The organism is Mycobacterium sp. TY814, assembly GCF_030755175.1.
Classification (GTDB): Bacteria; Actinomycetota; Actinomycetes; order Mycobacteriales; family Mycobacteriaceae; genus Mycobacterium.
Window position 1 is genome coordinate 1,250,032 of record NZ_JAUFRY010000001.1, and the last position, 26,484, is coordinate 1,276,515.

Annotated in this window: 25 protein-coding genes and 2 pseudogenes; 15 read left to right on the plus strand and 12 right to left on the minus strand. The window is 66.4% G+C overall.

What is annotated here, in order from left to right; all coding sequences use genetic code 11:
• The first annotated feature begins 30 nt into the window (after positions 1 to 30).
• Positions 31 to 759 carry a carboxymuconolactone decarboxylase family protein gene (locus QXH22_RS05280; RefSeq protein WP_306241748.1) on the plus strand — a complete coding sequence of 243 codons (729 nt, stop codon included), beginning with the start codon at positions 31 to 33 and terminating at the stop codon, positions 757 to 759.
• A gap of 35 nt (positions 760 to 794) precedes the next feature.
• Complete coding sequence (locus tag QXH22_RS05285; protein WP_306275072.1) at positions 795 to 1,640, plus strand: mycofactocin-coupled SDR family oxidoreductase; 846 nt, start codon at positions 795 to 797, stop codon at positions 1,638 to 1,640.
• 5 nt (positions 1,641 to 1,645) lie between these two features.
• Here QXH22_RS05285 and QXH22_RS05290 read toward each other — a convergent pair whose 3' ends face one another.
• The 3 genes from QXH22_RS05290 to QXH22_RS05300 all read right to left on the minus strand — a co-directional run bounded on the left by QXH22_RS05290 (position 1,646) and on the right by QXH22_RS05300 (position 4,894).
• Positions 1,646 to 3,781 carry a hypothetical protein gene (locus tag QXH22_RS05290; protein ID WP_306275073.1) on the minus strand — a complete coding sequence of 712 codons (2,136 nt, stop codon included), beginning with the start codon at positions 3,779 to 3,781 and terminating at the stop codon, positions 1,646 to 1,648.
• A 128-nt stretch (positions 3,782 to 3,909) separates the two neighbouring features.
• A complete protein-coding gene (locus tag QXH22_RS05295; protein WP_306275074.1) occupies positions 3,910 to 4,464 on the minus strand; it encodes a TetR/AcrR family transcriptional regulator in 555 nt (184 codons plus the stop codon).
• Complete coding sequence (locus QXH22_RS05300; RefSeq protein WP_306241752.1) at positions 4,451 to 4,894, minus strand: SRPBCC family protein; 444 nt, start codon at positions 4,892 to 4,894, stop codon at positions 4,451 to 4,453. The genes QXH22_RS05295 and QXH22_RS05300 overlap by 14 nt, the downstream gene beginning before the upstream one ends.
• Positions 4,895 to 4,997: 103 nt before the next feature.
• Between QXH22_RS05300 and QXH22_RS05305 the strand changes: the two genes are divergently transcribed.
• The 5 genes from QXH22_RS05305 to QXH22_RS05325 are packed head-to-tail and all read left to right on the plus strand — an operon-like array spanning position 4,998 to position 8,279.
• Positions 4,998 to 5,222, plus strand: a complete 225-nt coding sequence (locus QXH22_RS05305; protein WP_306275075.1) for a three-helix bundle dimerization domain-containing protein — start codon at positions 4,998 to 5,000, stop codon at positions 5,220 to 5,222.
• 42 nt (positions 5,223 to 5,264) lie between these two features.
• On the plus strand, positions 5,265 to 6,332 hold the full coding sequence (locus QXH22_RS05310) for a DUF2855 family protein (protein WP_306275076.1): 1,068 nt from the start codon (positions 5,265 to 5,267) through the stop codon (positions 6,330 to 6,332).
• A gap of 24 nt (positions 6,333 to 6,356) precedes the next feature.
• Positions 6,357 to 6,728 carry a DUF4345 domain-containing protein gene (locus tag QXH22_RS05315; RefSeq protein WP_306241755.1) on the plus strand — a complete coding sequence of 124 codons (372 nt, stop codon included), beginning with the start codon at positions 6,357 to 6,359 and terminating at the stop codon, positions 6,726 to 6,728.
• 7 nt (positions 6,729 to 6,735) lie between these two features.
• Complete coding sequence (locus QXH22_RS05320; protein WP_306275077.1) at positions 6,736 to 7,593, plus strand: VOC family protein; 858 nt, start codon at positions 6,736 to 6,738, stop codon at positions 7,591 to 7,593.
• Entirely contained in the window at positions 7,590 to 8,279 is a 690-nt protein-coding gene (locus QXH22_RS05325; RefSeq protein WP_371934156.1) for a M15 family metallopeptidase, read from the plus strand. Before QXH22_RS05320 ends, QXH22_RS05325 begins: the two co-directional genes overlap by 4 nt.
• A gap of 2 nt (positions 8,280 to 8,281) precedes the next feature.
• On the opposite strand, the gene QXH22_RS05330 is transcribed toward QXH22_RS05325, so the two are convergent.
• Positions 8,282 to 9,640, minus strand: a complete 1,359-nt coding sequence (locus QXH22_RS05330) for a serine hydrolase (RefSeq protein ID WP_306275974.1) — start codon at positions 9,638 to 9,640, stop codon at positions 8,282 to 8,284.
• A 226-nt stretch (positions 9,641 to 9,866) separates the two neighbouring features.
• On the opposite strand from QXH22_RS05330, the gene QXH22_RS05335 reads away from it, so the two are divergent.
• Positions 9,867 to 10,727: a phytanoyl-CoA dioxygenase family protein gene (locus QXH22_RS05335; RefSeq protein ID WP_306275078.1), complete on the plus strand. Its 861-nt coding sequence runs from the start codon at positions 9,867 to 9,869 to the stop codon at positions 10,725 to 10,727.
• On the opposite strand, the gene QXH22_RS05340 is transcribed toward QXH22_RS05335, so the two are convergent.
• Positions 10,724 to 12,103: a PE domain-containing protein gene (locus QXH22_RS05340; RefSeq protein ID WP_306275079.1), complete on the minus strand. Its 1,380-nt coding sequence runs from the start codon at positions 12,101 to 12,103 to the stop codon at positions 10,724 to 10,726. The genes QXH22_RS05335 and QXH22_RS05340 overlap by 4 nt on opposite strands.
• A 125-nt stretch (positions 12,104 to 12,228) precedes the next feature.
• Here QXH22_RS05340 and QXH22_RS05345 point away from each other — a divergent pair, with 125 nt between their 5' ends.
• The gene (locus QXH22_RS05345; RefSeq protein WP_306275080.1) at positions 12,229 to 12,996 is read left to right on the plus strand and encodes an N-acetylmuramoyl-L-alanine amidase; all 768 of its coding nucleotides are present in this window, start codon (positions 12,229 to 12,231) and stop codon (positions 12,994 to 12,996) included.
• 271 nt (positions 12,997 to 13,267) lie between these two features.
• Entirely contained in the window at positions 13,268 to 15,292 is a 2,025-nt protein-coding gene (locus QXH22_RS05350; protein ID WP_306275081.1) for a sensor domain-containing diguanylate cyclase, read from the plus strand.
• A gap of 41 nt (positions 15,293 to 15,333) precedes the next feature.
• Here the strand turns inward: QXH22_RS05350 and QXH22_RS05355 are convergent.
• Positions 15,334 to 15,462, minus strand: a pseudogene (locus QXH22_RS05355) (alcohol dehydrogenase); the annotation flags it as partial.
• Between the two features lie 112 nt (positions 15,463 to 15,574).
• On the opposite strand from QXH22_RS05355, the gene QXH22_RS05360 reads away from it, so the two are divergent.
• The 3 genes from QXH22_RS05360 (at position 15,575) to QXH22_RS05370 (ending at position 18,760) form a co-directional block, all read left to right on the plus strand.
• Positions 15,575 to 15,907, plus strand: a complete 333-nt coding sequence (locus tag QXH22_RS05360) for a hypothetical protein (protein WP_306275082.1) — start codon at positions 15,575 to 15,577, stop codon at positions 15,905 to 15,907.
• Between the two features lie 73 nt (positions 15,908 to 15,980).
• Positions 15,981 to 17,762, plus strand: coding sequence for a serine/threonine-protein kinase (locus tag QXH22_RS05365; protein ID WP_306275083.1), 1,782 nt, complete (start codon positions 15,981 to 15,983; stop codon positions 17,760 to 17,762).
• Positions 17,763 to 17,854: 92 nt separating this feature from the next.
• Entirely contained in the window at positions 17,855 to 18,760 is a 906-nt protein-coding gene (locus QXH22_RS05370) for a 2-oxo acid dehydrogenase subunit E2 (RefSeq protein WP_306275084.1), read from the plus strand.
• Between the two features lie 8 nt (positions 18,761 to 18,768).
• Here the strand turns inward: QXH22_RS05370 and QXH22_RS05375 are convergent, their stop codons facing one another.
• On the minus strand, positions 18,769 to 19,932 hold the full coding sequence (locus QXH22_RS05375; protein ID WP_371934157.1) for a PE domain-containing protein: 1,164 nt from the start codon (positions 19,930 to 19,932) through the stop codon (positions 18,769 to 18,771).
• 119 nt (positions 19,933 to 20,051) lie between these two features.
• Here QXH22_RS05375 and QXH22_RS05380 point away from each other — a divergent pair, with 119 nt between their 5' ends.
• Positions 20,052 to 20,507 (plus strand): PE family protein, encoded by a 456-nt coding sequence (locus QXH22_RS05380; protein WP_306275085.1) that lies wholly within the window; start codon positions 20,052 to 20,054, stop codon positions 20,505 to 20,507.
• Positions 20,508 to 20,534: 27 nt separating this feature from the next.
• On the opposite strand, the gene QXH22_RS05385 is transcribed toward QXH22_RS05380, so the two are convergent.
• From QXH22_RS05385 to QXH22_RS05405, 5 genes and pseudogenes are all read right to left on the minus strand, one after another.
• On the minus strand, positions 20,535 to 21,302 hold the full coding sequence (locus tag QXH22_RS05385) for a hypothetical protein (protein ID WP_306275086.1): 768 nt from the start codon (positions 21,300 to 21,302) through the stop codon (positions 20,535 to 20,537).
• A gap of 17 nt (positions 21,303 to 21,319) precedes the next feature.
• The gene (locus tag QXH22_RS05390; protein ID WP_306275976.1) at positions 21,320 to 23,557 is read right to left on the minus strand and encodes a glycoside hydrolase domain-containing protein; all 2,238 of its coding nucleotides are present in this window, start codon (positions 23,555 to 23,557) and stop codon (positions 21,320 to 21,322) included.
• Between the two features lie 6 nt (positions 23,558 to 23,563).
• Positions 23,564 to 23,944: pseudogene (locus QXH22_RS05395) on the minus strand (M23 family metallopeptidase); the annotation flags it as partial.
• Positions 23,945 to 23,968: 24 nt separating this feature from the next.
• Positions 23,969 to 25,114, minus strand: coding sequence for a peptidoglycan-binding protein (locus tag QXH22_RS05400; protein ID WP_306275087.1), 1,146 nt, complete (start codon positions 25,112 to 25,114; stop codon positions 23,969 to 23,971).
• Positions 25,115 to 25,328: 214 nt separating this feature from the next.
• Positions 25,329 to 25,718, minus strand: coding sequence for a hypothetical protein (locus QXH22_RS05405; protein ID WP_306275088.1), 390 nt, complete (start codon positions 25,716 to 25,718; stop codon positions 25,329 to 25,331).
• 329 nt (positions 25,719 to 26,047) lie between these two features.
• Here QXH22_RS05405 and QXH22_RS05410 point away from each other — a divergent pair, with 329 nt between their 5' ends.
• Entirely contained in the window at positions 26,048 to 26,467 is a 420-nt protein-coding gene (locus QXH22_RS05410; RefSeq protein WP_306241769.1) for a hypothetical protein, read from the plus strand.
• Positions 26,468 to 26,484 lie beyond the last annotated feature (17 nt).

Below are 26,484 nucleotides of genomic sequence, written 5' to 3' on the forward strand. Positions count from 1 at the left end.
GCGGTTGCGCGCGCCGAGTACGAACGCATCATGACCACCGCGAGCCCCGAACCGGCCGGGGCCTACCTCGAGGCAGGGGTCATCGGGTACGTCTTCGGTGAGATGTGGCGCCGCGGTGTCCTCACTGCGCGCGACCGCCGCTGGATCACCTTGACGTGCGTCGGCGCGGCAGGGGCGATCACCCCGATCGAAACCCACGTCTACGCGGCCCTGAAGAGCGGTGATATCAGCTACCCGGAGTTCGACGAGTTCGTCCTGCATTTCGCGACCCAGGCCGGTTGGCCCAAGGCCTCAGTCATGCAGGTGTACGGAATGATGAGCGCCTACAAGATCGCCGAGGAGTCCGGCTCCCCGGTCGAGGCGCCGGACTTCGAGCCCTGGGCGGAACCGGTCGACGACGACGTCCGCCGCGACCGCGGCATCTCGGCCTACCGGCTGGTCCACGGCGACGCGCCGCCGCAGGCCCGGACTGGCTTTCAAGGTCGTGCCCGCCTGGACTATCTGTACGGCGAAATATGGAGTCGGCACGGCTATCTCACCCGTCGCGACCGGCGCATCATCAGCATCTGCGGCGCCGCATCGGCCGCGATCGACGAGGAGGTCACCGAGCACCTGCGGGCTGCCCTGACCCTCGGTGACATGACCCGCACCGAACTCGAAGAACTCGTCGTGCACTTCGCCGTCTACCTCGGCTGGAATCTGGCCCGGCGACTCGACGACCTGTTGGTTGCGGTGGACGGCGGGACTGGCGACGGCTGAGGCGCTTTCGAACCGCCATGGCAGGATTTGTCGCTATGGCAGAGAACAGGGTCGGCAGAGTCGCCGGCAAGGTCGCTTTGATCACCGGCGCAGCGCGCGGCCAGGGCCGCGAACACGCGATCCGGCTGGCCGAAGAAGGCGCAGACATCGTCGCGGTCGATGTCTGCGCAGATATTGAGGGCGTCGCCTATCCCGGTGCCACCGACAGCGACCTTGCCGACACCGCCGACCTGGTGGAAAAGGCGGGCCGCCGCATCGTCACCGCGAAGGCCGACGTGCGGGATCTGGGGGGTCTGCGCGCTGCGGTCGCGCAAGGGGTCGACGAGTTGGGGCCACTCGACATCGTGGTGGCCAACGCCGGCATCAGCGGGATTCCCGCGCCCGCGGCGATGATCGAAGAAGCCGCGTGGCAGACGATGATGGACATCAATCTGACCGGCGTGTGGCACACGGTCAAAGTCGCACTGCCGCACATGACCAACGGCGGGGGCTCGATCATCCTGGTCAGCTCCATGCTGGGCATCCGCGGCGGCGGCTACATGGCGCACTACGCCTCAGCCAAACACGCCGTCGTCGGCTTGATGAACTCGCTGGCCAATGAGCTTGCCCCGCAATGGATCCGGGTCAATTCGATTCACCCGGGCAATATCTTGACGCCGATGCTGGACAACGACTGGTTCGTCCGGACGCTGCGGCCGGACCTGCCGAACCCCACCGTGCAGGATGCCGGAGAGATCATCGGACAATTTCACCTGTTGCCCAAGCCGCTGATCGAGGCGCGCGCCGTCAGCAATGCCGTGTTGTTCCTCGCCTCCGACGAGGCGCAGTACATCACCGGGGCGGCGCTGCCGGTCGACGCCGGCGCGGTGGCGAAGTTCTGACGAACTCACCCGCTGTGTGCGGCCTCTTCCGGTGAGCACCGCGCAAGGCGGTAGAGCCGGTCGGAGTCGGCTTCCACACAGAGGTAGGGCTGCCCGTCCGCGGCGGTGGCGACACTGAGTGGGAGTTCGTTCGCCCCTGCGGAGTCAGGTTCCACGAGGAGCTCGAGTTCGTCGGAGGCGACGTACAACAGCGCATCGTCATTGGACAGCTTCCACGGCCGGCCATCGGTGGGCCACTCGCCGCCGATCGTCCGAATCGCTTGAAATTCAGCACCTTCGGACTCCTCGGTGTGCAGGCAGCTCACCCACAACTTCCCTGGCAGCGGGCGGAAGTACACCGCCAGGCGCTGCCGGTTGAGGTTGACGTCGACCGGTATCCCGATAGGAGGCAACGAGGTTCCGTCGGGCTGGTCGTTCAGCGACTTCTTGACCTCACGCGACCCGATCCCGGTGCCGAACCAGTCGATCGTCAACACGGTGGTGAGGTATTGAGCGATCGCCAACGTCAGCAGGCCGCCCGCCCCGGCCACACCGACTCCCGCCGCTCCTGCCGCCGCGGTGACGGGGAGCGCGATCAGGCCGGCGACGGCCACCGCGCCGGCCGCCGTGGCAACCTTTCCCGCCGCCGTCAGACTGAACTCCGGATTCACTTCGGGCTCAGGCGGATTCTGCATCGGTCGCACTCCCACGGTGCGCGGCAGTTCGTCGAAAAGCTCGCTGACTCGCTTGACCTCCGCCTCGTACTCCTCGCCGCTGAGCTCACCCGCGCGCTTCTTCTCTCCCGCCGATTGCAGCGCCTCCTCGAGGCTTTCGACGGTCTTGAGGTTGGCGCGCCGGGTCTCCTCCACTTTCGGGTCGCGCGGTATCTCGTCGAGACCCATCTCGTAGGTGACCTTGAAGCCGGCCTTGAAGTCGTAGAGCTTGGTTTCGGCACTGACGGTACCGTCGACCACCAGCCGGCCATCTCCGGTGCGCGGCAGGATGTCGGCGTCCAGGGCGTCCAGGCTGCGCTCTTCGCCGCCGATGACAACGGTTCTGGGCCCCTGCAACAGACACGGCGCGTCGGGGTCGAAGTCGCTCTCGTCGAGTTCGAAGCTGTTCCTCACGGTGTCCCGGACCTGACGCAGGATGCCCCACCCGCTGACGGCCAATCCCGTTTTCTCTTGTGGGTTTTCGGCAAGAATCGACGGTGGGAGCTGCTCACCGGCGGGGAGCTCGCGCAGGGTCTGCAGCTGAACCACCATGGATTCGTGGACGGTTTCCCCGATCTCGAAGCGGTGCACGACCGCGTCGAGATCCTTCACCGTGCTGTCGTCCTGCGCCTGGGGATCGACGTCCAGCGGTGTGGGCAACAGGGATTGAATGCCGTCGTCGCCCATCTCGGCCAGCTGCGGGCGGACCGCATCGGCGATCTGTGTGGCGAGCGAGTCGAGCACCCTGGTCTGCGCCTCATCGTCGGAGAGGCCGGGATGTTGCAGCCGCTCCATGTTCACCAGCAGTTGGCCGGCGATGCTGTGGGTGATCCAGTGAACCTCGGCATAGTCGAGTTCCCAGCTGATCCGCGGGTCGCCCCCGGTGAGTGCGGTGGTGCCGTCGGCACGGCGCTCGACGTTCGGCCCGAACAGCCGGGCCGCGAAGGGGTCCGGCAGCGCATCCGCCAGCAGCACCGACGCATCCTGCTCGGTGAAGTTCAGCGCGATGGTGTGCTTGCCCGGCTCGGATTCGTGCCGCTCGAGCTGATCGTGAATGGTCAGTCGCCCGAACAGTGGGATCTCGTTGTAGGGAATCTCGCGGGACTCCCCGGCCCGGGGCCCGTCCGGGATCGTGACCGTCGCCGGCGGCAGTTCCACCAGGGGGATGCAGGTCACCGAGTCGATCACGATCCTGGAATCGAAGACCACCAGGTCGATCGCGAAATGCCGCAGCGGATCCCGCGTTTCGCCATCGTGCTCTTCCTGCCACGCCCGCCCGTGGGCGTCGACGATGAACCACACCCGGTCGAGGGTGAGGTCGAGCGTGGCGGTTGCCGAATACCCGGTGCCATCCACGGACTCGGTGCGCTTGTCGCCGCTGAACATCTCGACCGTCTGGTCCTGCACGCGTTCACGATGGATTTCGATGATCGTGTCGGGGCGGTCCATGTCGGATGCTGTACCCACAAAAAGACCGCCGCCAACCACGCCGGTCAGGGGTTCTGGCGGCCCAGCAGCTCGGAGACGAAGCGGTCGATGAAGTCGTCCGGCGGCGCGGCGCCGACCGGTCCGCTATTTCAGTCCCGGCCTAGTCCCGGCCCCCGGAGAAGGTCGGTGAAAGCGTGCACGGCGGTCGCGACACCGGCATCGTCGTCGGTGGCCACCAGGTCGAGCAGCAGTCCACGGGTGACGGCTAGGCCCAGTCGTACCAGCGCCGGGTCGTAGGCGGCGCCGGCGACCTTCGCCGCTTCGGCCAGCCAGCCGTCGACGGCGCCGGGCACCATCCGGGCAAAGGGCTCCTCACCCTGGGCGCCGCGGGCGTAACACTCGAAGAACAGGCGCTCGAAAGGACGCAAGTCAGGGCGGCACAGGGTGGCCCACATCGCGGCGAAACTTCCCGCCGGGTCAGTCGGCAGCTCCGCCAGCACCGTCATCTGCCGGTTTTCCACCTCCTCGACGATCGCCAGCAACATCTCGTCCCGGGATGCGAAGTGGTGTAACAGCATCCGATGACTGGTTCCCACTGCGGCCGCCACGTCGCGCAGTGACCGGTCGCCGATTCCGCCGGCCGCGAATTCGTCGATCAGGGCATCGAGCAGCTGCCGGCGCCGCCCGACGTCAGTGCGGGCCAAGTGAATGCCGCAGTTGCTCGCTGCGGGCCTTGAGCCCCTGGCCTTCCATCTCCAGGTAGCGGCGCGTGGTGCGGATCATGAGCCTGGCGATGAGCGCGCCTACCGGGCCGCCTTGATCGAGCACCTGACGCACGAGGGTCCTGTCATCGCCGATCGGGGTCAGCGAGTGCAGCGCTGAGGTGATGCCGCCCGGGGACCGCTGGACCCAGGTCCACGACACCCCAGGGACCACATCGGTCACTTCCCAGACGAGCTTGGGCAACTTGGGTTGCCTGATCTGGAACCGCTTGCCGAGGGCGAGGCCGGGGCCGTCCAGGGCGAGCAGTTCGGAGACCGACGCGGTCCATTCGGGCCAGCGCTCCACATCGCTGAAAACGTCCCACACCAGGGGCGCCGGCGCGTCGATTTCGACGCCACTCTCAGTAATCATGTACCAAATGGTACATGAGCGGCGGGCCTGCGCACAGTCCCTTCAACGCAATCGTTCACCTTGGGTTTGACGAACAGTCACCGTCCAGGCAATCCTTTTCACCATGCCGCCGCGCGCACGGATCAGTGAGCAGTCCCGGATCGCTGAGATCGAGCGCCGCCTCAAGGAACAGTTCCCCGCGGTCAGCTTCGAGGTGCTCGACGCCGCCGTCCGCGAACACCATTCCCGATTCCAGGCGAGTCCCATTCGGGACTTCATCCCACTGCTGGTGGAGAAGCGCGTTCGTCAGGAACTCGCCGACGCCTCGCCGAGCCAGCCGGTAGCCTGACGCCCGGTGCCCCGCCGTTGACGCCGGCCATAGTCTCTTGGCATGGACTTCGAAATACTTCGCAAGGATCTGCACCAGACCCGCTTCGTCTCCGGTGCCGCGCCGTCGCCGGCCGACGGTGAAGCCCTGTTGCGGGTCGAGTCCTTCGGGCTGACCTCGAACAACATCACCTACGCAGTCTTCGGCGAAGCGATGCGCTACTGGGATTTCTTCCCCGCGTCGGACCCGGACTGGGGGAAGCTGAATGTCTGGGGATACGCCCACGTCGAGCAATCGCGACACCCCGACCTGGCGCCGGGCATACGCGTCTACGGCTACTTACCGTGTGCGAGCCACCTGCTGATCGTCCCGGACCGCATCAATGAAAAAGGGTTCATCGACGCCGCGCCCCACCGGCTGCCGCTGCCGTCGGCCTACCAGAGCTACCGCGACGTCACGACCGACCCCGTCTATGCCGCGAACCGGGAGGCGGAGCACATCCTGTTCTTCCCGCTCTTTTTCACCTCGTTCCTCATCGACGACTTCGTCGCGGACGAAGGCTTTTTCGGCGCCGACACCATCGTGATCTCCAGCGCCTCGTCGAAGACCGCCATCATCGCTGCGTACCTGCTCGCCAAGCGCGACGGCATCAACGTGGTGGGCCTGACCTCGGCGGGTAATCGCGCCTTTGTCGAAGGACTCGACGTCTATGGATCAGTTCAGTTGTACGACAACATCTCTGAGCTGCCCGGTGACCGCGCCGTGTACATCGACATCTCCGGCGACGGCGCGGTGCGCGCCGGCGTCCACGCCCGCTACGGCGACCGCCTCGCCCACAGCTCCGCCGTCGGGATGACCCACTGGACCCAGATGACACAGGGCAGCGGCAACCTCGCCGGGCCGAAACCCGTGTTCTTCTTCGCGCCGGACCGCATCAAGAAGCGCGGAGCCGACTGGGGCACCGCGAAGCTCGACCAGAATGTCGCCGACTCATGGGCGCCGTTCGCCGTTTGGGCTTCCAAATGGCTTCGCGTCGAACGGATTTCGACTGAGGACGAGATTCAGCGCGGCTACCTCGACCTGCTCGACGGAAAGGTCGACCCCGCGGCCGGGACCATCGTCGACCTGTGATCGCCGGAGTGTCAGGAGGCACCAGTGACAGCAGCAGTGATCGCGGCAGCTGCGGTGTTCTTTCTCGGCATGGGCAGCTACGCGCTGGCCGCCCCGGCGAAGATGATCGAGGTGTTCGGCATCACGTTGCCGCAGCGCGAGTCCCGCTCGGAGGTACGGGCCGTCTACGGCGGCTTCGGCCTGGCAATCGCAGGCGTGCTGGCGTTTGCCGCTACCAGTGCCGGCCCGATGCGGACGGGAATCGTGGTCACCGTCGGGTTGGCGTTGGCCGGTATGGCGTTCGGCCGTATCGTGTCGGCCGTCGTCGAGGGCAAGACCCCGTTCTACCCCAATTGGTTCTACTTCGTCGTGGAAGTGGTCATCGCCGGCGCTCTGCTGCTGACCGCCCAAGGATGAGTCGGCAGTGTTCGACGCGCTAGACCACGTCATCGTCGCCGTGCGCGACCTCAGCGACGCCACGCGCCGCTACGCCACGTTGCTGTCCCGGAGCCCGTCGTGGCGCGGCGATCATCCGGGCTGGGGCACGGCCAACGCGTTGTTCAAACTCGACAACACCTATCTCGAGCTGATCAGCCCCCACAGCGAGGGGCCGCTGGGCCGCACGGTCGCGGCGCACTTGGACCGGCGTGGCGACGGACCGATCGGCCTCGCGTTCGCCACTTCCGACCTCGATGCCGCCCGCGCCCGGCTGGTCGCCAACGGCCTTGCGCCACCACCTGTCTCGCCGGGTGAAGGTCGCGACACCGACACCGGGATGATCCGGCACTGGCGCAGCATGCTGCTCCCGCAGGCGAGCACCCGCGGCGTGCTGGTCATCGCGATCGAGCACGAATCCCCGAATCGCCTTCCCGAGGCCGTGCCGGCGGGATCCGCAGATGCCGTGGTCACCGGAATCGACCATGCGGTGGTGCAGACCGCCGACGCGGATGCCGCGATCGCGTTCTACGGCGACGGGCTCGGCCTGCGCCTGGCGCTGGACCGCAGTTTTCCGGACTGGGGCATGCGGCTGGTCTTCTTCCGCGTCGGCGGCGTCACCGTCGAGATCGCTCAGCCGCTCGGTGACGCGCCGTTGCCGGCGCACACCGACCAGCTCTGGGGCCTGTCCTGGCGCGTCCCGAACGCCGACGCGGCCCGTGCGCGGCTCGCCGCAGCCGGTCTCGAGGTCTCGGAGGTTCGCCCCGGACGCAAACCCGGTACGCGGGTGCTCAGCGTGAAGGACGGCACCTGCGGGGTTCCGACGTTGCTGATCGAAGCGCGTTGAGCTCCCGGCTGGTAGCGGTCACCCTGCTCGCGCTGCTTCCCGTCCTGGCGCAGTGTTCCCGTGCCGCCCCACCCCACGCGGCCGCCCCGACCACTTCGCCCCAGTCCTCGTCGGCCGCTGCGGGACCGACCACCGCGGCGGTCGAGCCGGTCACTGCCACCGAGCTCGGAGCGAGCTGGCATCCGGGCTGCCCCGTGGAACCCACGCAGTTGCGGCGAATCCACCTCGGCTACAGAGGTTTTGACGGCCAAACTCACCAGGGCGAACTGGTCGTGCACGAAGACCTTGTCGCGGATGTCACCGAAATCTTCACGCTGCTCTACCGGCTGGGCTATCCCGTCGAGCGGATGCAGACGGTCGACCACTACCCGGGAGCTGACGACGAGCTGTCGATGGAGGACGACAACACCTCGGCGTTCAACTGCCGCACCATCCCGGGCACCGACCGATGGGCTCAACACGCTTACGGCCGGGCGATCGATCTCAACCCACGTCGCAACCCCTGCCGCTATGCCAACGGAACGTTCGAGCCGCACAACGCGGCACCGTATTTGGACCGCAGTCGCCCCGATCCCGGGATCCTGCACACCGGCGACGCGGCGGTGCGGACCTTTACGGATCGCGGCTGGCGATGGGGCGGCGACTGGACCACTCCGGTTGACTACCAGCACTTCGAACGTCCCTGAATTCAGAGGCCGAGTGCCCGCGCCGCCGCCGTCGCGACCTCACCCCGCAAGGTCGACATCGGCGGACTGCCCCGGGTGTGGATCGAGTTGGAGAGCAGCACGATGTACGTGTCGGAGCCGGGGTCTATCCACAGCGAGGTCCCGGTGAAGCCGGTATGCCCGAAACTGCCGACCGGAAAGACCGCACCCCGCGGTGCCGACTGGCCGGTGTCGATGTCCCAGCCGAAGCCGCGCAGGTTCTGCCCCGCAATCGCCGGGTAGCGCGCAGCGAGCAGCGGCTGAGGCCGATTCGACCGTTGCGCAAGGGCTTTCCGGGCGGCCTGGTTGGCCGCATCGACCTGTTGGGGCGAGTGTCCGGGCTGCTGGGGCGTGGTCATCATCACCAAAGTCGCTTGTTGCAAGGGGAATTCGCTGGGACGGCCGGCGAGCCGGTCGAGGAGCGCTTGCGCGAAGACGCTGACGTCGTGGGCCGTGGAGAAAACGCCGGCATGGCCGGCCACCCCGCCCATCCGGCGCGCCGTCGTGTCATGCACGGTGCCGCGCAGCAGGTGATCCAGATCGGGGTTGCTGCGGGGGTCGGCTCTGCCCTCTTCGTCGCGTGCCGTCGGTGCGATACGCGCCAGCAGGCCGGTGTTCCAGGTTCCTTCCGGACAGGTGGTCGGCAGCTGGCCGGCCCCGGGTGCCCACGCGACCGCGGATCCGTATGTCGTGTGCGGACCACAGGCTTTGGCGGGCGGGAGGAAGCCGCTCTCGTCCATGCCGAGCGGATCGAAAATGTGTTGCCGCGCATACACATCCAGAGCTTCGCCGGAGACCTTCTCCACCAGCGCCCCCAGCAGGATGAAGTTGATGTCGGAGTAGCGGAAACCCTCGCCGGGCCCGGACTGCAGCGGCGTGCTGAGCGCCCGGTGGATGCCCTCGGCCTTGTCGGGCCCGTTGAGTCCCCAGGGATCTCTGAGATCGACGTCGCCCGGTTCGCCGGAGGTGTGCGTGAGCAGCATCCGGACCGTCACCCTGGCGCGCCGCGGATCGTTCGCGGGGTTGAAGTCCGGCAGATGCTGCTGTGCGGGATCGTCGACCTGCACCGTGCCCTGCTCGACGAGCTGCATGACGGCGGTGGAGGTGACCAGGTTCTTCGTCAGTGACGCCAGATCGAAGATGGTGTCCTCGGTCATCTGCTCCGCGGGGGCCGGCACCCCGTCCAGCCCGGGCTCACCGGCGTGCTTGCGCAACCCGTAGGCCCGGTGGAACGCGACCGCGCCCCCGTGCCCGATCTCGACCACGGCGCCGGGCAGCTGGTCGGCCGCGATCGCGTCGTTGATCAATGAAGAGACGGCGCCGAAGGCAGGTGCGTCCGCCATCTCGGGGAGCTGGCGTGGCGCCGCGTGAACGCGAGCAGGGGCCTGGTTCGGCGGGCCGCTGCTCACCGCAATCTGTGCCGCCGAGTCGTGCGTGCAGCCCGGGACGAGCGCCAGCAGAACCGTTGCGACTGCGATGGCGTTTCGCTTCACGTGATTCCCCGTGTTCACGGTCAAGGGCTGAGCAGTTTCAGCTTAATGTGGTCAGGAGTACTACCCGAAGGACCGCATGAACATCGACGAAGAGTCCGTGACGACGCTCGAAGACCTGCGGGGTGATCTGGCGCAGCGGCACAAATGGACGCCCAGCGGTGGCAGCTCTGTCGAGGGCGCGGTCGTGGAAGCCGACATGGCGGCCCTGGCCCGCGACGGCTACGTCGTCTGGGAGAACCTGCTCAGCGCCGAGCAGTGCCGGGAGATCCGGGATGCGGTGCGCCCCTGGCTGGCGCATACCGGGCGCAACTCCTTCGAGGGCCGGCGCACCCAGCGCGTCTACAGCGTGCTGAGCCGCACCCGGGTGTGTGACCGGCTCGTCGACAATCCGCGGGTGCTGGCGGTGCTGGATCGCCTGCTGATGCCCAACTACCTGCTGTCGGCATTGCAGGCCATCAACATCCAGCCCGGCGAGTCCGCACAGCTGGCCCACCACGACGACGGGTTCTACCCCATTCCGCGTCCACGGGAGCCCTTGGCGGCGGCGACGATCTGGGCGATCGACGACTTCACCGCCGATAACGGCGCCACCGTGGTGATACCGGGTAGCCACCGCTGGGGTAAACACCGTCCTGGCCCGGAAGATCCTGCGATTCCGGTCGTGATGCCCGCCGGATCGTGTGTCTTCTTCGTCGGCACGCTGTGGCATGGCGGCGGCGCGAACACGACCACGGGCGACCGGCTGGCCGTCACCGCCCAGTACTGCCAGCCGTGGCTGCGACCGATGGAGGCGTTCACCCTGTCGGTGCCGCGTGACATCGCGCGAACGGTGTCCGACGACATCCGGCGGATGATCGGCTACAGCATCCACCCGCCGTTCGTCGGCGCCGTGGATGGCCTGCACCCGTTGCGGCTGTTGGGAACCGAACAGGACTAGGCGGCGATGCCCAGTTCCTGGTTGATCTGCGACCAGTACTGCGGGCCGTCCAGGGTGAGGATGATCCAGTCGTGAATCTGGCCGTTCGCCAGCACGAAGTTGAACGGCGCGGCAACCGCCCTGGCCGCATCCTGCAGACGCAGGACATCGGGGGAAAGTATGTCGAGATTGCCTGAGTAGACGTAGGTCTGCGGGAGGCCGGTCATGGCGCCGTAGAGCGGGCTCACCAAGGGGTTGGTGACCGACAGGTTGCCCGCCCACGCCCTGCCGATCTGCTGCGCAGGGCCGATCGGCAACAGCGGGTCCTGGACGAACGCGATGTTCGGATTGGTCATCGACACGTCCAGCCACGGCGACAGCAGCACCATCGATCCCGCCTGGTTGAGCCCGTTGCCCGCGATGTACTGGGTGGCCGCCAGCGCCAGGTTGCCACCCGCGGAGTCGCCGATGACGCTGACGTTGGTGGGCCCGTGCAGGGCCACCTGCTCGGAAATGAGGTTGGCCATGGCAGGCACCACGAGGCCGGCGGTACCGCCCTGCTGCAGCAGCGGATAGATCGGCACCTGGACGGTCGCTCCGGTTTGATACGACATCACCGAGTAGTGGATCCAGTGCAGGAATGACGGCGGCAGGATGAAGGCGCCCCCGTGGATGGCGACGACGTATTCGCCGGTCGGATGAGCCGGCGTGATCTGGACGACGCTCATCCCGTTGGAGGTGGTGTAGGAGACCGTCTCGCCGAGCAGCAGGTTCAGGAACGGCGGCGGAGAGTTGCCGATGAACCAGGACAGCGGCGGGACATCACTGGCGATCAGCGACAGGATCGGCGAACCCGTCATCGACAGCTGAGGCTCGAGCCCGGACAGACTCAGCAGTGGTTTGACCGGGTAGAGCAGCGCTTCTTCGAGCCGCGTGATGAGTGAGGGCGAGCCGGTGAAGGTTCCGGTCTGGTCGGCCGCGAACGGCGGAGCGGCCGGCGCTCCGAAGATCCCGGTGACAATCTCGTTGGCCAGCCGGTTGAACCCGCCGGCCAACGCCGCCGGTGCTTGCTGGATTTCCTGGGCAACGGCCTCGAAGGTGTTCAGCAGCGCGGCGTTGGACGCCTCGGCCGCGGCGTACGCCCCGCTTGCGCCGTTCAGCGCCTGCACGAATTGGTCATGGAAAACCGCCACCTCGGCGCTGAGCAACTGATAGCTCTGACCGTGGGCGGAGAACAACGACGCGATCGCAGACGACACCTCGTCCTCGGCGGCGGACAGGACCGCTGTCGTGGCAATGGCCACGTCCCGGTTTGCTGTCGCGACCACCGAGCCGATCGACACCACATTCGTGGCCGCGGCGGCCATCACCTCGGGCAACACAAGCACGGATGACATCGAGCTCAACCCACCCCTCCGGGCAACCCCCACGATGCCCAGCCAGTAACGATCGCCGAATTACCGAAGCTTATGACGCCGCGGCGGACCCACAAGTCAATTCGCCCGAATCTATTGTTTAGCCCATGGACAGTGACGCGGACTCCGTCAGCCGCCGCCGGCTGTTGTCGCTCGCCGGCGGCCTGGGCCTGACGGCCACCATCGGGGCGTGCGCCGGGCGGACCGCTGCGGATCCTGCCCCGGTGCAGTCCACCACGTCCGCCGTCCCCGCGACACCCTCGTCAACCGCTTCGGCACAGCGGGCCGCCCCGGCGTCGGCGCTTTGCCGCGACGCGTGGGGCGCCCGTCCCGCCAAGCCCGGCGGCACACCCCAGACCATCGGCCGCATGACGCTGCACCACGCCGCGGTGGTGCTGGGCGCCAACAGCAATGCTCCGGCCCGCTTCCGCGCGGACCAGCGTTACCACCAGGACACGCTCGGCTGGATCGACATCGCCTACCACTTCGGTGTCGACGCCAACGGCAACATCTACGAGCTGCGCCGACCCGACATTGCGGGCGACACGGCCACCGACTACAACACGATCGGCCACTTCCTCGTCATCTGCGAAGGCGACTTCGACAAGGAAACGGTGCCGGAAGCGCAGGTTCAGGGAGCTGCACGCGTATTCGCCTGGGCAGCAGCCAGATACGGCATCTCGACGAACACGCTGGCCGGCCACCGGGATCTCGCCCAGACCTCGTGCCCCGGAAAGAACCTGTACGCCTACCTTGCGTCGGGCGAACTCAAGCACCGCGTCGACACTCTCCTGGAAGCCGGCGGCGTGGACCTGCAGCCATTGTGCGGAGCCGCAGGCGCGGCGAGGGTCGCCGACATCGAAGCCGGCAACTGACGCACGGCATCTGTGGGCAAAGTTCTTTTACGCTGCACCACAGAGCTTTTGATCGATGGTCTCGATAATCCGCACAGTTGCCTGCATTCGACTGAATGCCGATCGCGGGACCGGCGGTGTGCCCTCGGCACGAAGCGCGCCGTGCCGCGGCAGTTCGTCGCGACGCAATCCCTGAAGCTTTGGGTGAACACCGGTCGACGAACCCTTATCCTTCGAGGGTGGATCTTGCACGTGAACGCGGGCGCGGGGCCGGTTCACCACGAGGACCGGGATGACTGCCGGAGACCATCCGCTCGCGCAGTCCCTGGCCGATTGCGCGAGCGAGCAGTTGCACCTGTCGGGCCGCATCCAGTCCCACGGGGCGCTGATCGCCGCCGACCTGCAGGACAGCCGAATCACCTATGCGAGCGCCAACACCGCTGAGTTGATCGGGGTGGCGCCGGACCAACTTTTCGACTCGCCGTTGCTGAGCGTCTTCCCTGCGGACGAACACCAGCGGCTCGAGGAGGCGATCGAGCAAACCGGCTACCGGCCCTCCTCCCCCGACCTCTACGGGGTACGCCTGGCCGCTGCCGTCGGCTTCAAGGTCGATGTGATTCTGCACCGGGTGGCCGGCCAGATCGTCGTCGAGCTCGAGCGGGCGCACGGCGAGGATCCAGCCAATCTTGTTCCGGTCCTCTATGCCTCACAGGGGATCGGTGAAGCGATGAGCGTTCCCGACATCGAAGCCGCCGTTGCGAGCGCCGTCCGGGCGATGACCGGATTCGACCGCGCAATGGTCTACCGGTTCCACGAAGACGAGCACGGCGAGATCGTCGCCGAAGACCGTCTGCCCGGCCTGGTTCGATACCTCGGGCATCACTTCCCCGCCAGCGACATTCCGCCCCAGGCCAGCCACATCTACACGCGCAAAGCGTCGCGCTTCATCCCCGATGTCGACGAGGGCGACGTCGCGGTCATCGCGTCCCCGCGGATGGCCGGAACCGCTCTGGACCTGAGTCACGCTGCGCTGCGCAGCGTGTCGCCGTTTCATCTGCAATTCATGCGCAACATGAATACCGCTGCGAGCGTGTCGTTTTCGATGGCGGAGGGCGGCCGGCTGACCCGCCTCGTGTCGTGCACGTCGGAACACCCCCGTTGGCTTTCCCGCTCCGAGCGCCGAGCGTGTGAATTGCTGGTCCTGCAGGGGAAGCTCCAGGTCACCGCGGCCGAACAGATCTCCAGGCTCAATGATGCGGCCCGTCGTGAAGCTGTGCGCAACCGCCTGCGGGCCGCCATGCAGACGGCCCCTGCCATCGGCGAAGGCCTCGCTTCCGCTTCCGAGGACCTGCTGGATCTCTGCGGGGCGGAGAGCGCGGCAGTCTGCGCAGACGGGCACTACCAATCGATCGGCGCAGCGCCATCAGAGGATGCCGTCCGACGACTCGCGAGCGAAATCCGCGCCTCCAGATCGCCCGGCTCGCCCTGGGCCGCTGACCGCTTGCAGCAACAGACCGCGGACAATCTCGGGGCGGCCGGCTGCTTGTTCGTCGCACTCAGCGCACCCGACGACTTCGTGATCTGGTTCCGGCGAGACCGACTGCAACAACTCCGCTGGCTGGGCGATCCGCGCACGCATTCCACGGGATCGCTGAATCCGCGCAAGTCGTTCGACACCTGGCTCGAGCAGACCAGCGGCTCCAGCGTGCCCTGGACAGAGGCCGACCTGCGGGCGGCGCGCCTGCTGGCATACGACGTCGAATCCGCGCAACTCAGCCGCGCCCAGGCCCAGCTCGCCCACCTCGGCATGCACGACCCGCTGACCGGGCTACCGAATCGTCACCATCTGAGCAGTGTGATGGCCGCCATGCTGGCGGGAGCATCGTCCGCCGCCCCGGTGGCCGCCATCTTCATCGACCTCGACCGCTTCAAAGCGGTCAATGACAAATACGGGCACGAGGCCGGGGACTGTGTCCTGCGCGAGGTCGCCAAGCGCATCGCCGAGGTCACCCGCACCGGGGCAGACGTCGTGATCCGGGCCGGCGCGGACAGCCCGCCCGCGGTCAGACTGGGGGGCGACGAGTTCTTCGTGCTGCTGCCCGGGGCCGATGCCGCCGGGGCATCTCTGGTGGCGGAGCGCATCCGTCAGTCGCTGCTCGAGCCGATCGCCATAAACCCAGATCTCCGGCTGACCATCGGCGCTTCCATCGGGGTGGCGCTGGCGGCGGAGCCCGAAGAACTGCACCATCTGCTGAGCCGGGCCGACGCCGCCATGTACGAAGACAAGCGACGCCCCAAGCCCGTGGAAGCATCCTGATTCGTCGTCCTGAATCGTCACTGAAAGTCGATGAGCCCCCCGTCGGAGTGGCATATCCCGGCGACCGCCAGTTTCACCAGCACCTCGCCGGCCCGCGGTGGATCCAGCTCGATCTCACGGATCTCCCATGTCCGGCCCGCGCCCAGCAACACCGCGCCTTGGCATTTCATCGGCCGAGCATTCCATTGCGGCAGATCGGCCCGCCGACCAGGGACCATCGGCCCTACAGCGGGCCCACGCCGGGGGCGCATGATGCGTGCATATACCGGGAGGAGCGCCATCATGGCAGAAACAGACGCCGAGAAGAAGACCGTCGCGGAACGGGCGGCTGACCTGACCGAACGAGCGGCCGGCCTTTCTGACGAAGTCCTCAAGTCGGTCGAATCCGGACAACGGGCGGCGATCGATGCGGTGCGCAAGTTCGTCGGCACGGTCGAGGATTCGTTGCCCGGGCACGGTGAGGATCACCCGTCACGACGCAACACCATCGTGGACGCCGCTTTGGACATGGCGGACAAACTGGTCAAAACCCAGTACGAGTTCATCCGGAGCGTCGTGAGCAGCGCAAACGAGTCGTTGCACAAGCAGCCCGAGGACAAGCCACCCGCTGAGTGATCGCCGTCGGCCGGGTGCGGTTGCGGTGGGCGAAATTCGCCCCCCCGCCGTGCCGGTTTGTAGGCTTTCGGGCATGCCGTTCAAAAACGGCGAGGTCTTCGCTGGCTACGTGATCGAGCGGCTGCTCGGCACTGGTGGGATGGGCGAGGTCTACCTCGCCCAGCACCCACGTCTGCCGCGTCACGATGCGCTGAAGGTCCTGTCCCTGGCGGCCACCTCCGACCAGGAATTTCAGGCCAGGTTCAAACGCGAGGCGGAACTGGCGGCCACGCTGTGGCATCCACACATCGTCACTGTGCTGGACCGCGGTGAGTTCAACGGCCGGCTCTGGATCTCGATGGAATACGTCGACGGTATGGATGCGGGCCAGCTGGTACGCGACCGCTACCCGGATGGCATGCCCGAGCGCGACGTGGCCGACATTGTGAGCGCGGTCGCAGAGGCGCTTGATTTCGGTCATGACCGCCGGCTGCTCCACCGCGACGTCAAGCCGGAGAACATCCTGGTGGCCGCGGCCGATGGGCAGCGGCGCCGGGTGTTGCTGACCGACTTCGGCATCGCCCGCAAGATCGACGATGTCAGCAACCTGACCGAGGCGAACGTCGCGGTGGGAACCATCAGTTACGTGGCTCCCGAGCAACTGCTGGGCAAGTCGCTGGATGGTCGGGCGGACCAGTATGCGCTGGCCGCGACCACCTTCTTTCTGCTGACCGGCGCTCCGCCGTTCCAGGACTCCAACCGCGCCGTGGTGCTCAGCCACCACCTGAATTCGCCGCCACCGCGCATCTCACAGCGGCGGCCCGAGCTCGCTCACCTCGACGCCGTTCTGGCGAGAGCGCTGGCCAAGGACCCGAACAAGCGCTACCCGACGTGCGCGGACTTCGCCCGGGCCCTCGCCGAGGCTGGTAAGGCCGGAAATGCCGGCCTGGCCGAGCGTCCCACCACCCAGCGACTCGAACGTCTGATCGTCACCGGTACCGCCCGCGCAGTCCGCTCGGACGGTGCACCAGATCAGGTCGGGACGCTGTCACTGCAGGTGGTGCCGCACGAACCGCTCGAGGACCTGCCGCCTGTGCTGCCGGTCGAAATCCAGACCGATCTGGTCGCCGGTCAGCTCTCCGACGGCGACGAAGTCGAGGTCACCGGCATGTGGGACGGCGAGACCCTCGACGCCGACAAGATCGTCAATCTGTCGGCCGGCGCACGCCCGAAGCGGCCCCGGCCCGAGGCCCCCGCCGTCACATCGACCAGATCGACCACATCGCCGACAGCGCCGATGGACAAGCCACCACGGCGCAAGAGGGCATGGATACTGGCCGCTCTCGCCGCCGTCGCCGTCATCGCGCTGAGCGCCGGTGCGGTGCTGTACTTCACGCACGGATTCGGCCGCGAGACACGCCCGGGGCCCATCGTCAAGCCGGTGAGCGCCACGGTGTTCTCCCCCGACGGCACCCCTGACAATCCGCAGGACGCCAAGCTGGCGATCGACGGCAACCCCAACACCGGTTGGTCCACCGTGACCTATACCGACGCCGTGCCCTTCCCGAAATTCATCCAGGGCATGGGTCTGATGCTGCACCTGTCCGAACCGACGGCGTTGAGCGTCGTGACGCTCGATGTGCCCAGCACCGGAACCCAGATCCAGCTCCGCTCGTCCCCCACCGAGAAGCCCGCCAAGCTGTCCGACACCACGGAACTGGCTCCGACCACGTCGCTGGAACCGGGACGCAACCGCATCACGGTGACGAGCAAGACCAAGACCTCGAATGTGCTGGTGTGGATCTCCCGGCTCGGCACCACCAACGGCGAGAGCCGCACGGAGCTGTCCGATATCACCCTGCAGGCGGCCGGCTGAGCCGCCTGACGAGGAGCTTTCGTCCGAAAGACCCGCCGGGCAGGGACCTTGTCCTCTGGCCGCCTGTGGCTGTGGTCACCGATTCTCAAACGATGACCGAGACCACGCCAGCCATCCCGTTCTCCGTCTGGCGAAAGATCGCCATGGCGACCTGGCGGCCGCGGACAGACCCGACTATTTCGGCCACGATCGACGTCGAAGCCGGTCAGCTGCTCGATTACATCGACCAGGTTCGCCTGGCGACCGGCCAGCACATCACCCCCGTAGACCTCATCGGCCGGGCTGCGGGCAAGGTCGTCGAAGCCCTGCCCGGGCTCAACGGCCGCGTCGTGTTCGGGAGCTTCCTGCCGTCCCCCACCATCGACTGCTTCTTCGTGGTGTCGCTTCGGACCGATCCGGTGGCCGGGGTCGAGGCAGCCAGGACCGATCTGTCCGGCACCGTTGTGCGCCGCATCAACGAGAAGCCGCCGTGGGCGATCGCCAAGGAGCTGGCCGATCGGGCCGGCCGGATCCGCCACGACAACGACCCGCAGTTCAAGAAGATGAAGGCGATGGTCAAAGGGCTGCCGCCGCTGCTGCTTCGCCCCCTGATGGCGGGCGTCGGATTCGTCACCGAGAGCCTGCAACTGCCGCTTCCGTTCACCGGCCTCGAAGCCCGCCCGTATGGATCCATCCTCGTCAGCAACGTCGGGACCTACGGCCTCGATTCAGCCGCCGCCCCGGTGCCGAACTTCTGCCACGTGCCCATCACAATCCTGATCGGTGCCGTGACCGACAAGGTGCTGGCGCGAGACGGTCAACCCGTCGTCCGTCCGGTGTTGCCTCTAACGATCAATCTCGACCACCGGTTCGTCGACGGCTACCAGGCGGCGACGATGGCCCGGATCTTTCGCGAGTATCTCGCTGATCCCGCCGCGTTCGACCCGGTGCCTGCGGCGATCCCGTCGGGCGAGCGGGAGCCCGCGCAGTCTGATGCGAAAAGCCCGGCGACCGCCTAAACCCGCAGTCAGGCCGCGATGCCGAGTTGCTGGTTGATTCCAGGCCAGTAGGGCAGACCGCTCGGAGTGAGCAGGATGAAGTCGTGAATCCCAGTCTGATTCAGGATGAAACTGAACGGAGCACCCTGCGCGACGGCCGCTTGCTGCAGGATCGCCGCTTGCTGGACGAGTGGGTCCAGGGCGCCGGAGTAGACGTAGGTCGGGGGAAGCCCGGCAAGGGACCCGTACAGGGGGCTCACCATCGGGTTGGTCGTGGACAGACCGCCTGCCCAGATCCCACCGAGACCGCCGCTGTTACCGACGTCCAGCCACGGCGATAGCAACACCATGGACGACGGAACGGGCTGACCCTGGCTGACCAGGTACTGGACCGACGCCAGCGCGAGGTTACCGCCGGCGGAGTCGCCGACCACGCTGACATTGGCCGCCCCGTGCTGGGTGATCAGCGAGGAAATCAGGCCTGCCGTTCGGGGCACCACCCAGCCGGCGGTACCGCCTTCCTGCACGAGCGGGTAGATCGGCACCTGGAAGGTCGCGCCGGTCTGGTAGGCCGTCACCGAGTAGTTGATCCAGTGGAAGAACGACGCCGGGAAGATGAACGCACCGCCGTGCAGGCCGACGACGTATTCGCCAGTCGGGTTGGCCGGCGTGATCTGTACGACGCGCATTCCGTCGTATGACGTGAACTGGACGGTCTGGCCGAGCAGCGCGTTCAGCAACGGTGGCGGCGAGTTGCCCAGGAACCACGACAACGGCGGGGCGTCGCTGGCGATCAGCGCCAGCAGCGGAGAACCCTGCACCGATGTCAGCGATGCGAATCCGGCGGCCAGCGTGTTAGGGATCTGCTGAATGCTGAGCACCGTCTGCTCGAATGCCGCCAACGGGGCAGCGCTTGCCGCCTCAGCGGAGGCATACGCTCCGGCCGCGCCGGCCAATGCCTGCGTGAACCGCTCCTGGAACACGGCCACCTGGGCGCTGAGTACTTGATAGCCCTCGCCGTGGGCGGAGAACAGCGTCGCGACCGCCGCCGACACCTCGTCCTCGGCCGCGGCCAATACCGCTGTGGTGGCGCCCGCGATGGTCTCGTTTGCGCTGGCGACCGCCGAACCGATGGAAGATACGTCGGTGGCCGCAGCAGACATCAATTCGGGAAACGCAACAACGTAAGACACAGCGCCGCTCCACCCTTCGATCGCCCGATTGTCGGGAGCTTAAGCCGCCGTGCAGCGTTCGGGAAGCGGTTTGCCGGAAACCGATGTCGGCCGTCGCCGGCGTGGATATGCTGCCGAAGATGCAGGTTGCGCCGGAAAGTCTCATCAGCGCGTCACGTCATTTGGCGGCCATCGGGTCCGATCTGGATTGCGCCCATCTGCGGGCAGCGGCACCGACAACGAACATCGCCAGCGCCGCGGGCGATGAGGTGTCGACGGCGATCGCCGGGTTGTTCGGCTCGCACGCCGAGGAGTTTCAACAGGTCTCGTTGCAGGCGGCCGCGTTTCACGAGCGGTTCACGCAGGCCCTGACCAACGGCGCCCACGCATATGCGAGCGCGGAGGCGTCCAACGCCGCGGTGTTGTCGGCCGCCGCGCCCGCCGCGGACGACAATCCCTGGACATTTCTCGTCCAGTTGGGAGCCCTGATCCTGACGCCGCCCATTTTCGTTGCGTTGCTGGGCCTTGCGTCGACTCTGCTGGCGACTTACTGGGCGGCGACGCTGTTCAGCACGATCGTGCTGGGCAACGCGTAGCGCTCCTTGCCCCGGGGAGCCTGGCGCTCAGCCGGTGATTACGCCCCACCCATTAGGGCCCCAGCCGACAGTCTCCGGTGTCGCGCGTGTTGTTGCGGCTACTCGAAACGCGCGACCGTTGTCGTTGATGTCGATCGCGCCTTGCTTGCCATCGTCAGCAGACCACTGCAGCGTCGCAGTCCACTCACAGGTGCACGTGGTCGTCACGGCACTGATCCGCAGATTCTCGGGCGCAGCGCTGCTGACGGTGTGAGGCAGCTTCTCGTCGGTCTCCGCTGTTACTGCAACCGGAGTTGCATCCAAGTTCAACCCGAACTGATACGTGTCCGTTGGCCCCTTCTGCCTCATCAGGACCACGTATGCCCCCCGCAGCGGCTCGGCCCTCGACACGACGTTGACGGTGATCCTCTGGATCACCACATGGTGCCCGTGCAGGCCCTGCAGCCTGAGCTCGACGACGTTGCCGCTGGCGGGAATGCCGCCGTTGTCCGATGCCCACCGGTCAACGTCACCGTGCTCGGGCGGCAAAGGCAATTGCGCAGGGGGCGTGGCGAATACCCAGCCGTTGTCGAACTCCACCGGTGACGGAACGGTGACCACTACCGCGAGATACTGCGGCGGGTGCAAAAGCTCGTTGATCCAACGCACACCCGCCGTCACCCCCAAAGTAAGGAGTGGGATCACCACCGCGGACGTGAGGACTGCCCCCACCCATACCCGTGTCTTCGTCCACCGGGCGCGCCGCCGGCCGGCGGTCGCGTCCGGTACCTCGGGTGCCTGTCCTGGCGCGCTCATCGTGCCCGGCCGACCGGTCAGGTGCCCTGCATAGACGCTGCGCCGCTTGGCTTTCTGCTCCGAGTGGCGGTCTTCTTCCGGGCGGGTGTTCGCCGCGAGCGCGAGGCCAACGGCGTGGCCGAACCGGGCTCCGCGGCTGCTGCGAGCGATGGAGTGACCGTCTGGTCGCCGTCTGCCCGCTTGAGAACCTCTGCCACGGCATCCACCAGAGTCCTGCCGTCGAGTTGCGGCCAGCCCTTGCCGTCGGGACCCAGCAACTGCTCCCAAATCTCCTGCAGCAGAATGTGATCGGTGGGTTCCGCCTTCTTCGGCTCCTCGACCTGCGTCGTCAACTTGCCGAACTGGTCGAACATACCGAGCATCGCCTTCTTCACCTCACCGCGGAACCATTTCATGTCCATGTCGCCCGGGTCCGGCTTGCCCTGTTTGTTGATGCCGAGAGGATTCTCCGCGCCGGCCCATTCCTTGTGCCCGATGACATGGCTCGCGTCGTCGTAGCCCAGCTTCGTGAGCACCGCCGCACTGGCGTCGCGCATGGTGTTGATCTGCGCGGGCGGCCACGTCTCATTGCCCGGATAGTGTGCCCCTGGTTGCCACGCGCACTCGAAGCCGATCAGCCTCGTGTTGCCACAGCCGTCGGGGATTCCCGGATAACAGCCGGGACCGGCGTGATTGCACGGACCGATAGCGACCAGGTGGAACTTCCCGTCGGAGGTGATCAACCCTTGCGACAGCGGGCCCGGCAGCCACCCTCCGGGTTGCATCACACCATCGCGGATGACCTCCCACTTTTCGTTGACGTTTCCGGTGTGATGGATCATCACCCCCCAGATCGGTCCCATTGAACTGGAACCGTTTTCACCACATCCGGTGCCACGGTCCTGCCAGCCGTCGTGAACGACCAGACGGTCGCCAAGCGCTTGGCGCAGAACTTCCTCCAACCACACAGGGTCCCCGGTGTACGGCATTTCTTTTCCTCCCTCTGGTGCTCCGGCGAAGCGTTCGAACATCTCGCCGGCTTTTGTCCTGCGGCTGCGAATTTCATCGAGATAATCGCGGCGCGCGTCCGGATCGTTGTATGCGTCGTCGGCGGACGTTTCACCGGGACGCTGCTGGAGCCAGAAGATGTTCTTCCAGATGTCCGACGATGCCCCTGCACTGCAACGCTTCTCGTCGAGCCGGTCGAGAAACACCCGAATGTTCTCGTTGGGATCGTCGCGGCCCGGGTAACTTCCGTCCTGTTGGTAGATACCGTGCCAAGCGCCGCCGCCGCCCTGCGCATCTGGGCGCAACCCCGACTCCTGAATCGCCGTCGACAGGCAGGCGATCGCTTCCTCGCGGTTGTAGCGGCGTCGCAGGGTTTCACCGATGATGACTTCGGCGACGGTATCGAGGCCGGACTGTCGGGTCAGCGAACCCAGCCGTTTCAGCGCCATCCAGCGCTCCGAATATTGTTGCACGGCAGCACTTGGTGCGGTGACGTCCCATTGGCCGAAGTCCTCCCGCAGGATGCGATTGCGATCTACGCCCACGCCGCCGACGCTTTGTTTGTCGATCTCGAACTGGTGCAGGTGGGCCGCCGGATGAACCTGCCCGCCGCTATGTCCCTCATCCCAGTTGTGCATCCAGAAGTACGTGCCGATGCCGTCTCGGATTGCCCAGTCGATACAGGGGTAATTGCAGTAGATGCCCATCCGCTCCTTGCCGAGCAGCTCCTGCCAGGCCAGCAAGTAGGGTCGGCACTGGGTGTTCCACTCCTGTTCGCTGGGGCAGGCGTCGATCGACACGTAGATCGGGGCGGTGTCCGGCCCGCCCGCTTCGGTATGCAGTTGCTGTCCACGTTCGGCGTCTTTATATCCCTGCGCCGCCCCGCCTTTCCAGTCGGCGGTGTCGGCCTTGCCGAACTGGTAGTTCGACACCACCACCAGGCCGTGGGCACGCAGGTCGTCGGCCTCCGCTTTGCGCAACGGCTTTCCCTGCATCCAGGTTGCGCGCGGATCCGACACGTAACGCACGGCGCCGGCGTACCCGGCGGCCTTGATCTGCTCGGCGCTGGGAACGCCGGCCGAGTAGTCGAGGAGGATCTGCCCGATGAGTGACTGTGCTGCTTGCAGTTTCGGAGCCTGGCGCGGGTCGACGGCGTCCTTGAGCCACGTCTTGTTCGGGTCACGGTCCGGCCCGCCACTGCGCCCGGGCGGGCCCCAGGTCTCGAAGTGCAGATGCGGGCCTGAGGAACTACCCTCGGAGCCCACCACCGCTATCTGTTGGCCGGCCCGCACGGTGTCGTTGGTTCGCCACGGTTTACCGGTGTCGGGGTTGACCAGTGATGACGGGGGCATGTGTCCGACGACGAAGTCCAGGCCCCATTCCTGCTGCGCGTCGATCCACAACCACGAACCGAAACCGCCTGGATCGTCATTGATTCCGACATGGACGAAGAATCCGTCGGCGGGCGCGTAGATCGGCGTTCCGTAGTTCGCCGCGATGTCGACACCACGGTGGTCGGGGCGGTCATCGGTGCGGTACCCGCTGCTGTCACCGGTATGAGTGCCAGGTGCCAACGGGTGGTACTTGACTTTAGTGGGACTATCAATCCTCAACTGGCGAGCTGGTTTTGGCTTTGTGGCGTGTTTTGATGCCATGATTCGTTTCTTTCTCCGCACACGTCATGCATTGGCCGGACTGGGTGTTGGCGGTGCCACCAGGCGACCGGTGAGCAAGCTCCGCACCCAGTTCACGCCTTCGTTGACGTCGTACGGGGAATAGTGCGGGTTCGGTTTGTCGTGGACGAAGACGACCCCGGAGATGATCGCCTCAATGATGGCCCATATCTCTTCGAGGGGCCGGCTGAACAGCTTGCTGATCTGGAACGCCAGCGAGATCGGGTCCGAGAAGAAGTCGCCGCGGGCGGCGGCCTGGTACACCGCCGCTTTCGCCTTGCTGGCGTTGTCGTCGCCGTTCTCGGCGAAGATGTCGCCCTCGCGGTAGACGTCCATCCAGTTGTCCGGCTTGACCGGGAAGCCGGGCAGGCCGAAGCGCCGGTAGGGATCCAGGCCATGTGTTCCAGTCTTTTTGATCCAACCGGTGGCCCAGGGAGCGATGCTGTCGGTTTGACGGCACGGGTTGCCGTAAGCCAGGACGCCGAGTAGGTCGGCCTCCCGCCACTCGAGCGGCTTGCCTGGTGCGAGATGGTTCATCCAGAAGTCGAAGCCGACGATGGCACCCTGACTGAATATCCCGAGCACCCACTTGGTGCCCGCCGGGAACGGCACCCCGTTGTCCATTACGGTCGCCCCGACCAGGCGGGCGAGTTCGTTCTCCCCGCTGGCGTTGTCGAACGGGAGGGCCGCGTTGTTATAGGCGATCGGCTGATGGCGGCACAGCCCCTCGCCTTCCAGCTGAGTCGCCGTGTCGGCCACCGGGCCGAAGAACATGTCCGACTGGTGCCCTTCGACGGTGAACATGATCGGCAGGGTCGGCGCGGAGCCCGAGCGCACCCTGTCACCGGTTCCGGGCGCCGGATAGCTGCCCAGCCGTTGGCGCACAGCGAGATTGGCGACCGCGCGCCCGCTCGCGTCGCGGATGATCGGCAACCCGGTGCGCTGACAGAACTGTTCGACCGCGCGGGCCACCAGTTCGTCGTAGTTCGGTTGGGCTACCACTCCCAGATCGCGCGCCCACTGATATTTGTCGTGCAGTTTGGCCGTCAGCAGCGTGATCGCATCCCAGTTCGGGGCGTCGCGCGGGGTGTCGGGACTGTCGACGTCACCCACTCCCAATCCGATCCACTGTCCGTTCGCGTCATTCGCCATGTGGATCTCCTGCCTGACTACCAAGGCGAAAGTTCGGCCAGATGCCCCGAAGTGTCTGGCGTCGGCCCCCTCGCCAACAGCGACTTCGCCTATCGCCCATGATCTTCACCACCCCGCCCACCAGGGAGGCTTTGATCACAGCACCGGAGCGAACACGTCGATAGAGTCGAAAGTCCTAATGTGATTCAGTTTGTGCAGCAACGGAATTGAGTTGCTAATCGAGTACTTTCCAGGAGTTGGGACCGCCCTCCGCGGCCGAGCTGGTGCCGGACTCCACCCCCGAACAACTACCGCTGCGGGTTGTCCGCCATTGCCCCGGACCGGAGTGGTCGAGCACGGTTCCGTCCAGGCTGAACTCGAAGGTGGTCGGCACCGACGTGTCCGTCTGCCATCGGCAGCGCGGGTCGTTCGCGTCGTGGCCGGTCTGATGAGTCGTCCACGTCCCCGTCATCGTCATCCCGGACAAGGTGCCGGTGAAGCTTCCGGTGTACGTATCCGCTTGATATGGCTGGTCCCAAGTCGCTGTGCAGGTGACCGCGGTGTCGACGACGTGGCAGTCCTGTACCGGCCCGTAGCTGTCACCACCGATCCGGAAGTGCTTCATTGGCGGCAGGCCGGCACCGTTCTGGTCCCGCGAGGTGGTGGTGCTGGCGGTAGTGCTGGATGGTCCAGTGATGATCGTGAACGGCGCAACCGGAGGCTTACTCGGTGTCGAGCCGCAGCCCGCGAGCGCGAATGCCGTCGACGCTGCCGCAACGGACCGAAATAAGTTTGCCCACATCAGGTTCGCCAGTATCGGCGCCCGCGCACATCGCGATTAGAGACTAAGGACCCTGCTTTTCGGGCCATAAGTCCGCCACCCATCCAGACGGGACCGAATAGAGTCAGCAGATGCGGCTATGGCGGTTTGGGGCGTTGGCTACATTGGGTGCGATGGCGATCTCGGTCGCACCGGCAGTCGCCGCACCCGGTGACCCACCGGTTGATGACCTCGACGGCTATCCGCTCGCCCCGGGCACCTACACCACCTCGTACCGCTCGTGGGTCTACTTCACCACTCCGGACGGGCGGTCATGCGGCCTCGCCCCCAACGGCGGTCCGGTTGGATGTGACGCGGTGCCCGCAGACGCCCCACCCGGCACCAACCAAACCTTCGCCGACGCGACCCACCCCGCCGAGTACCGTCATTCGGACACCAAGACTTTCACCGGCAACGTGACCGTGCTACCCGCTGGATACCGGGTGCAGACCCTCGGCGGTGTGTGCGCGGTCGACAACCAGGGTGCCGTGCACTGCCATACCGAGGGCAGCCACGGGTTCATTCTGTCGACGAGTCACGGGGTGCTCTGGTAATGGCTGGTTCCTGAGGC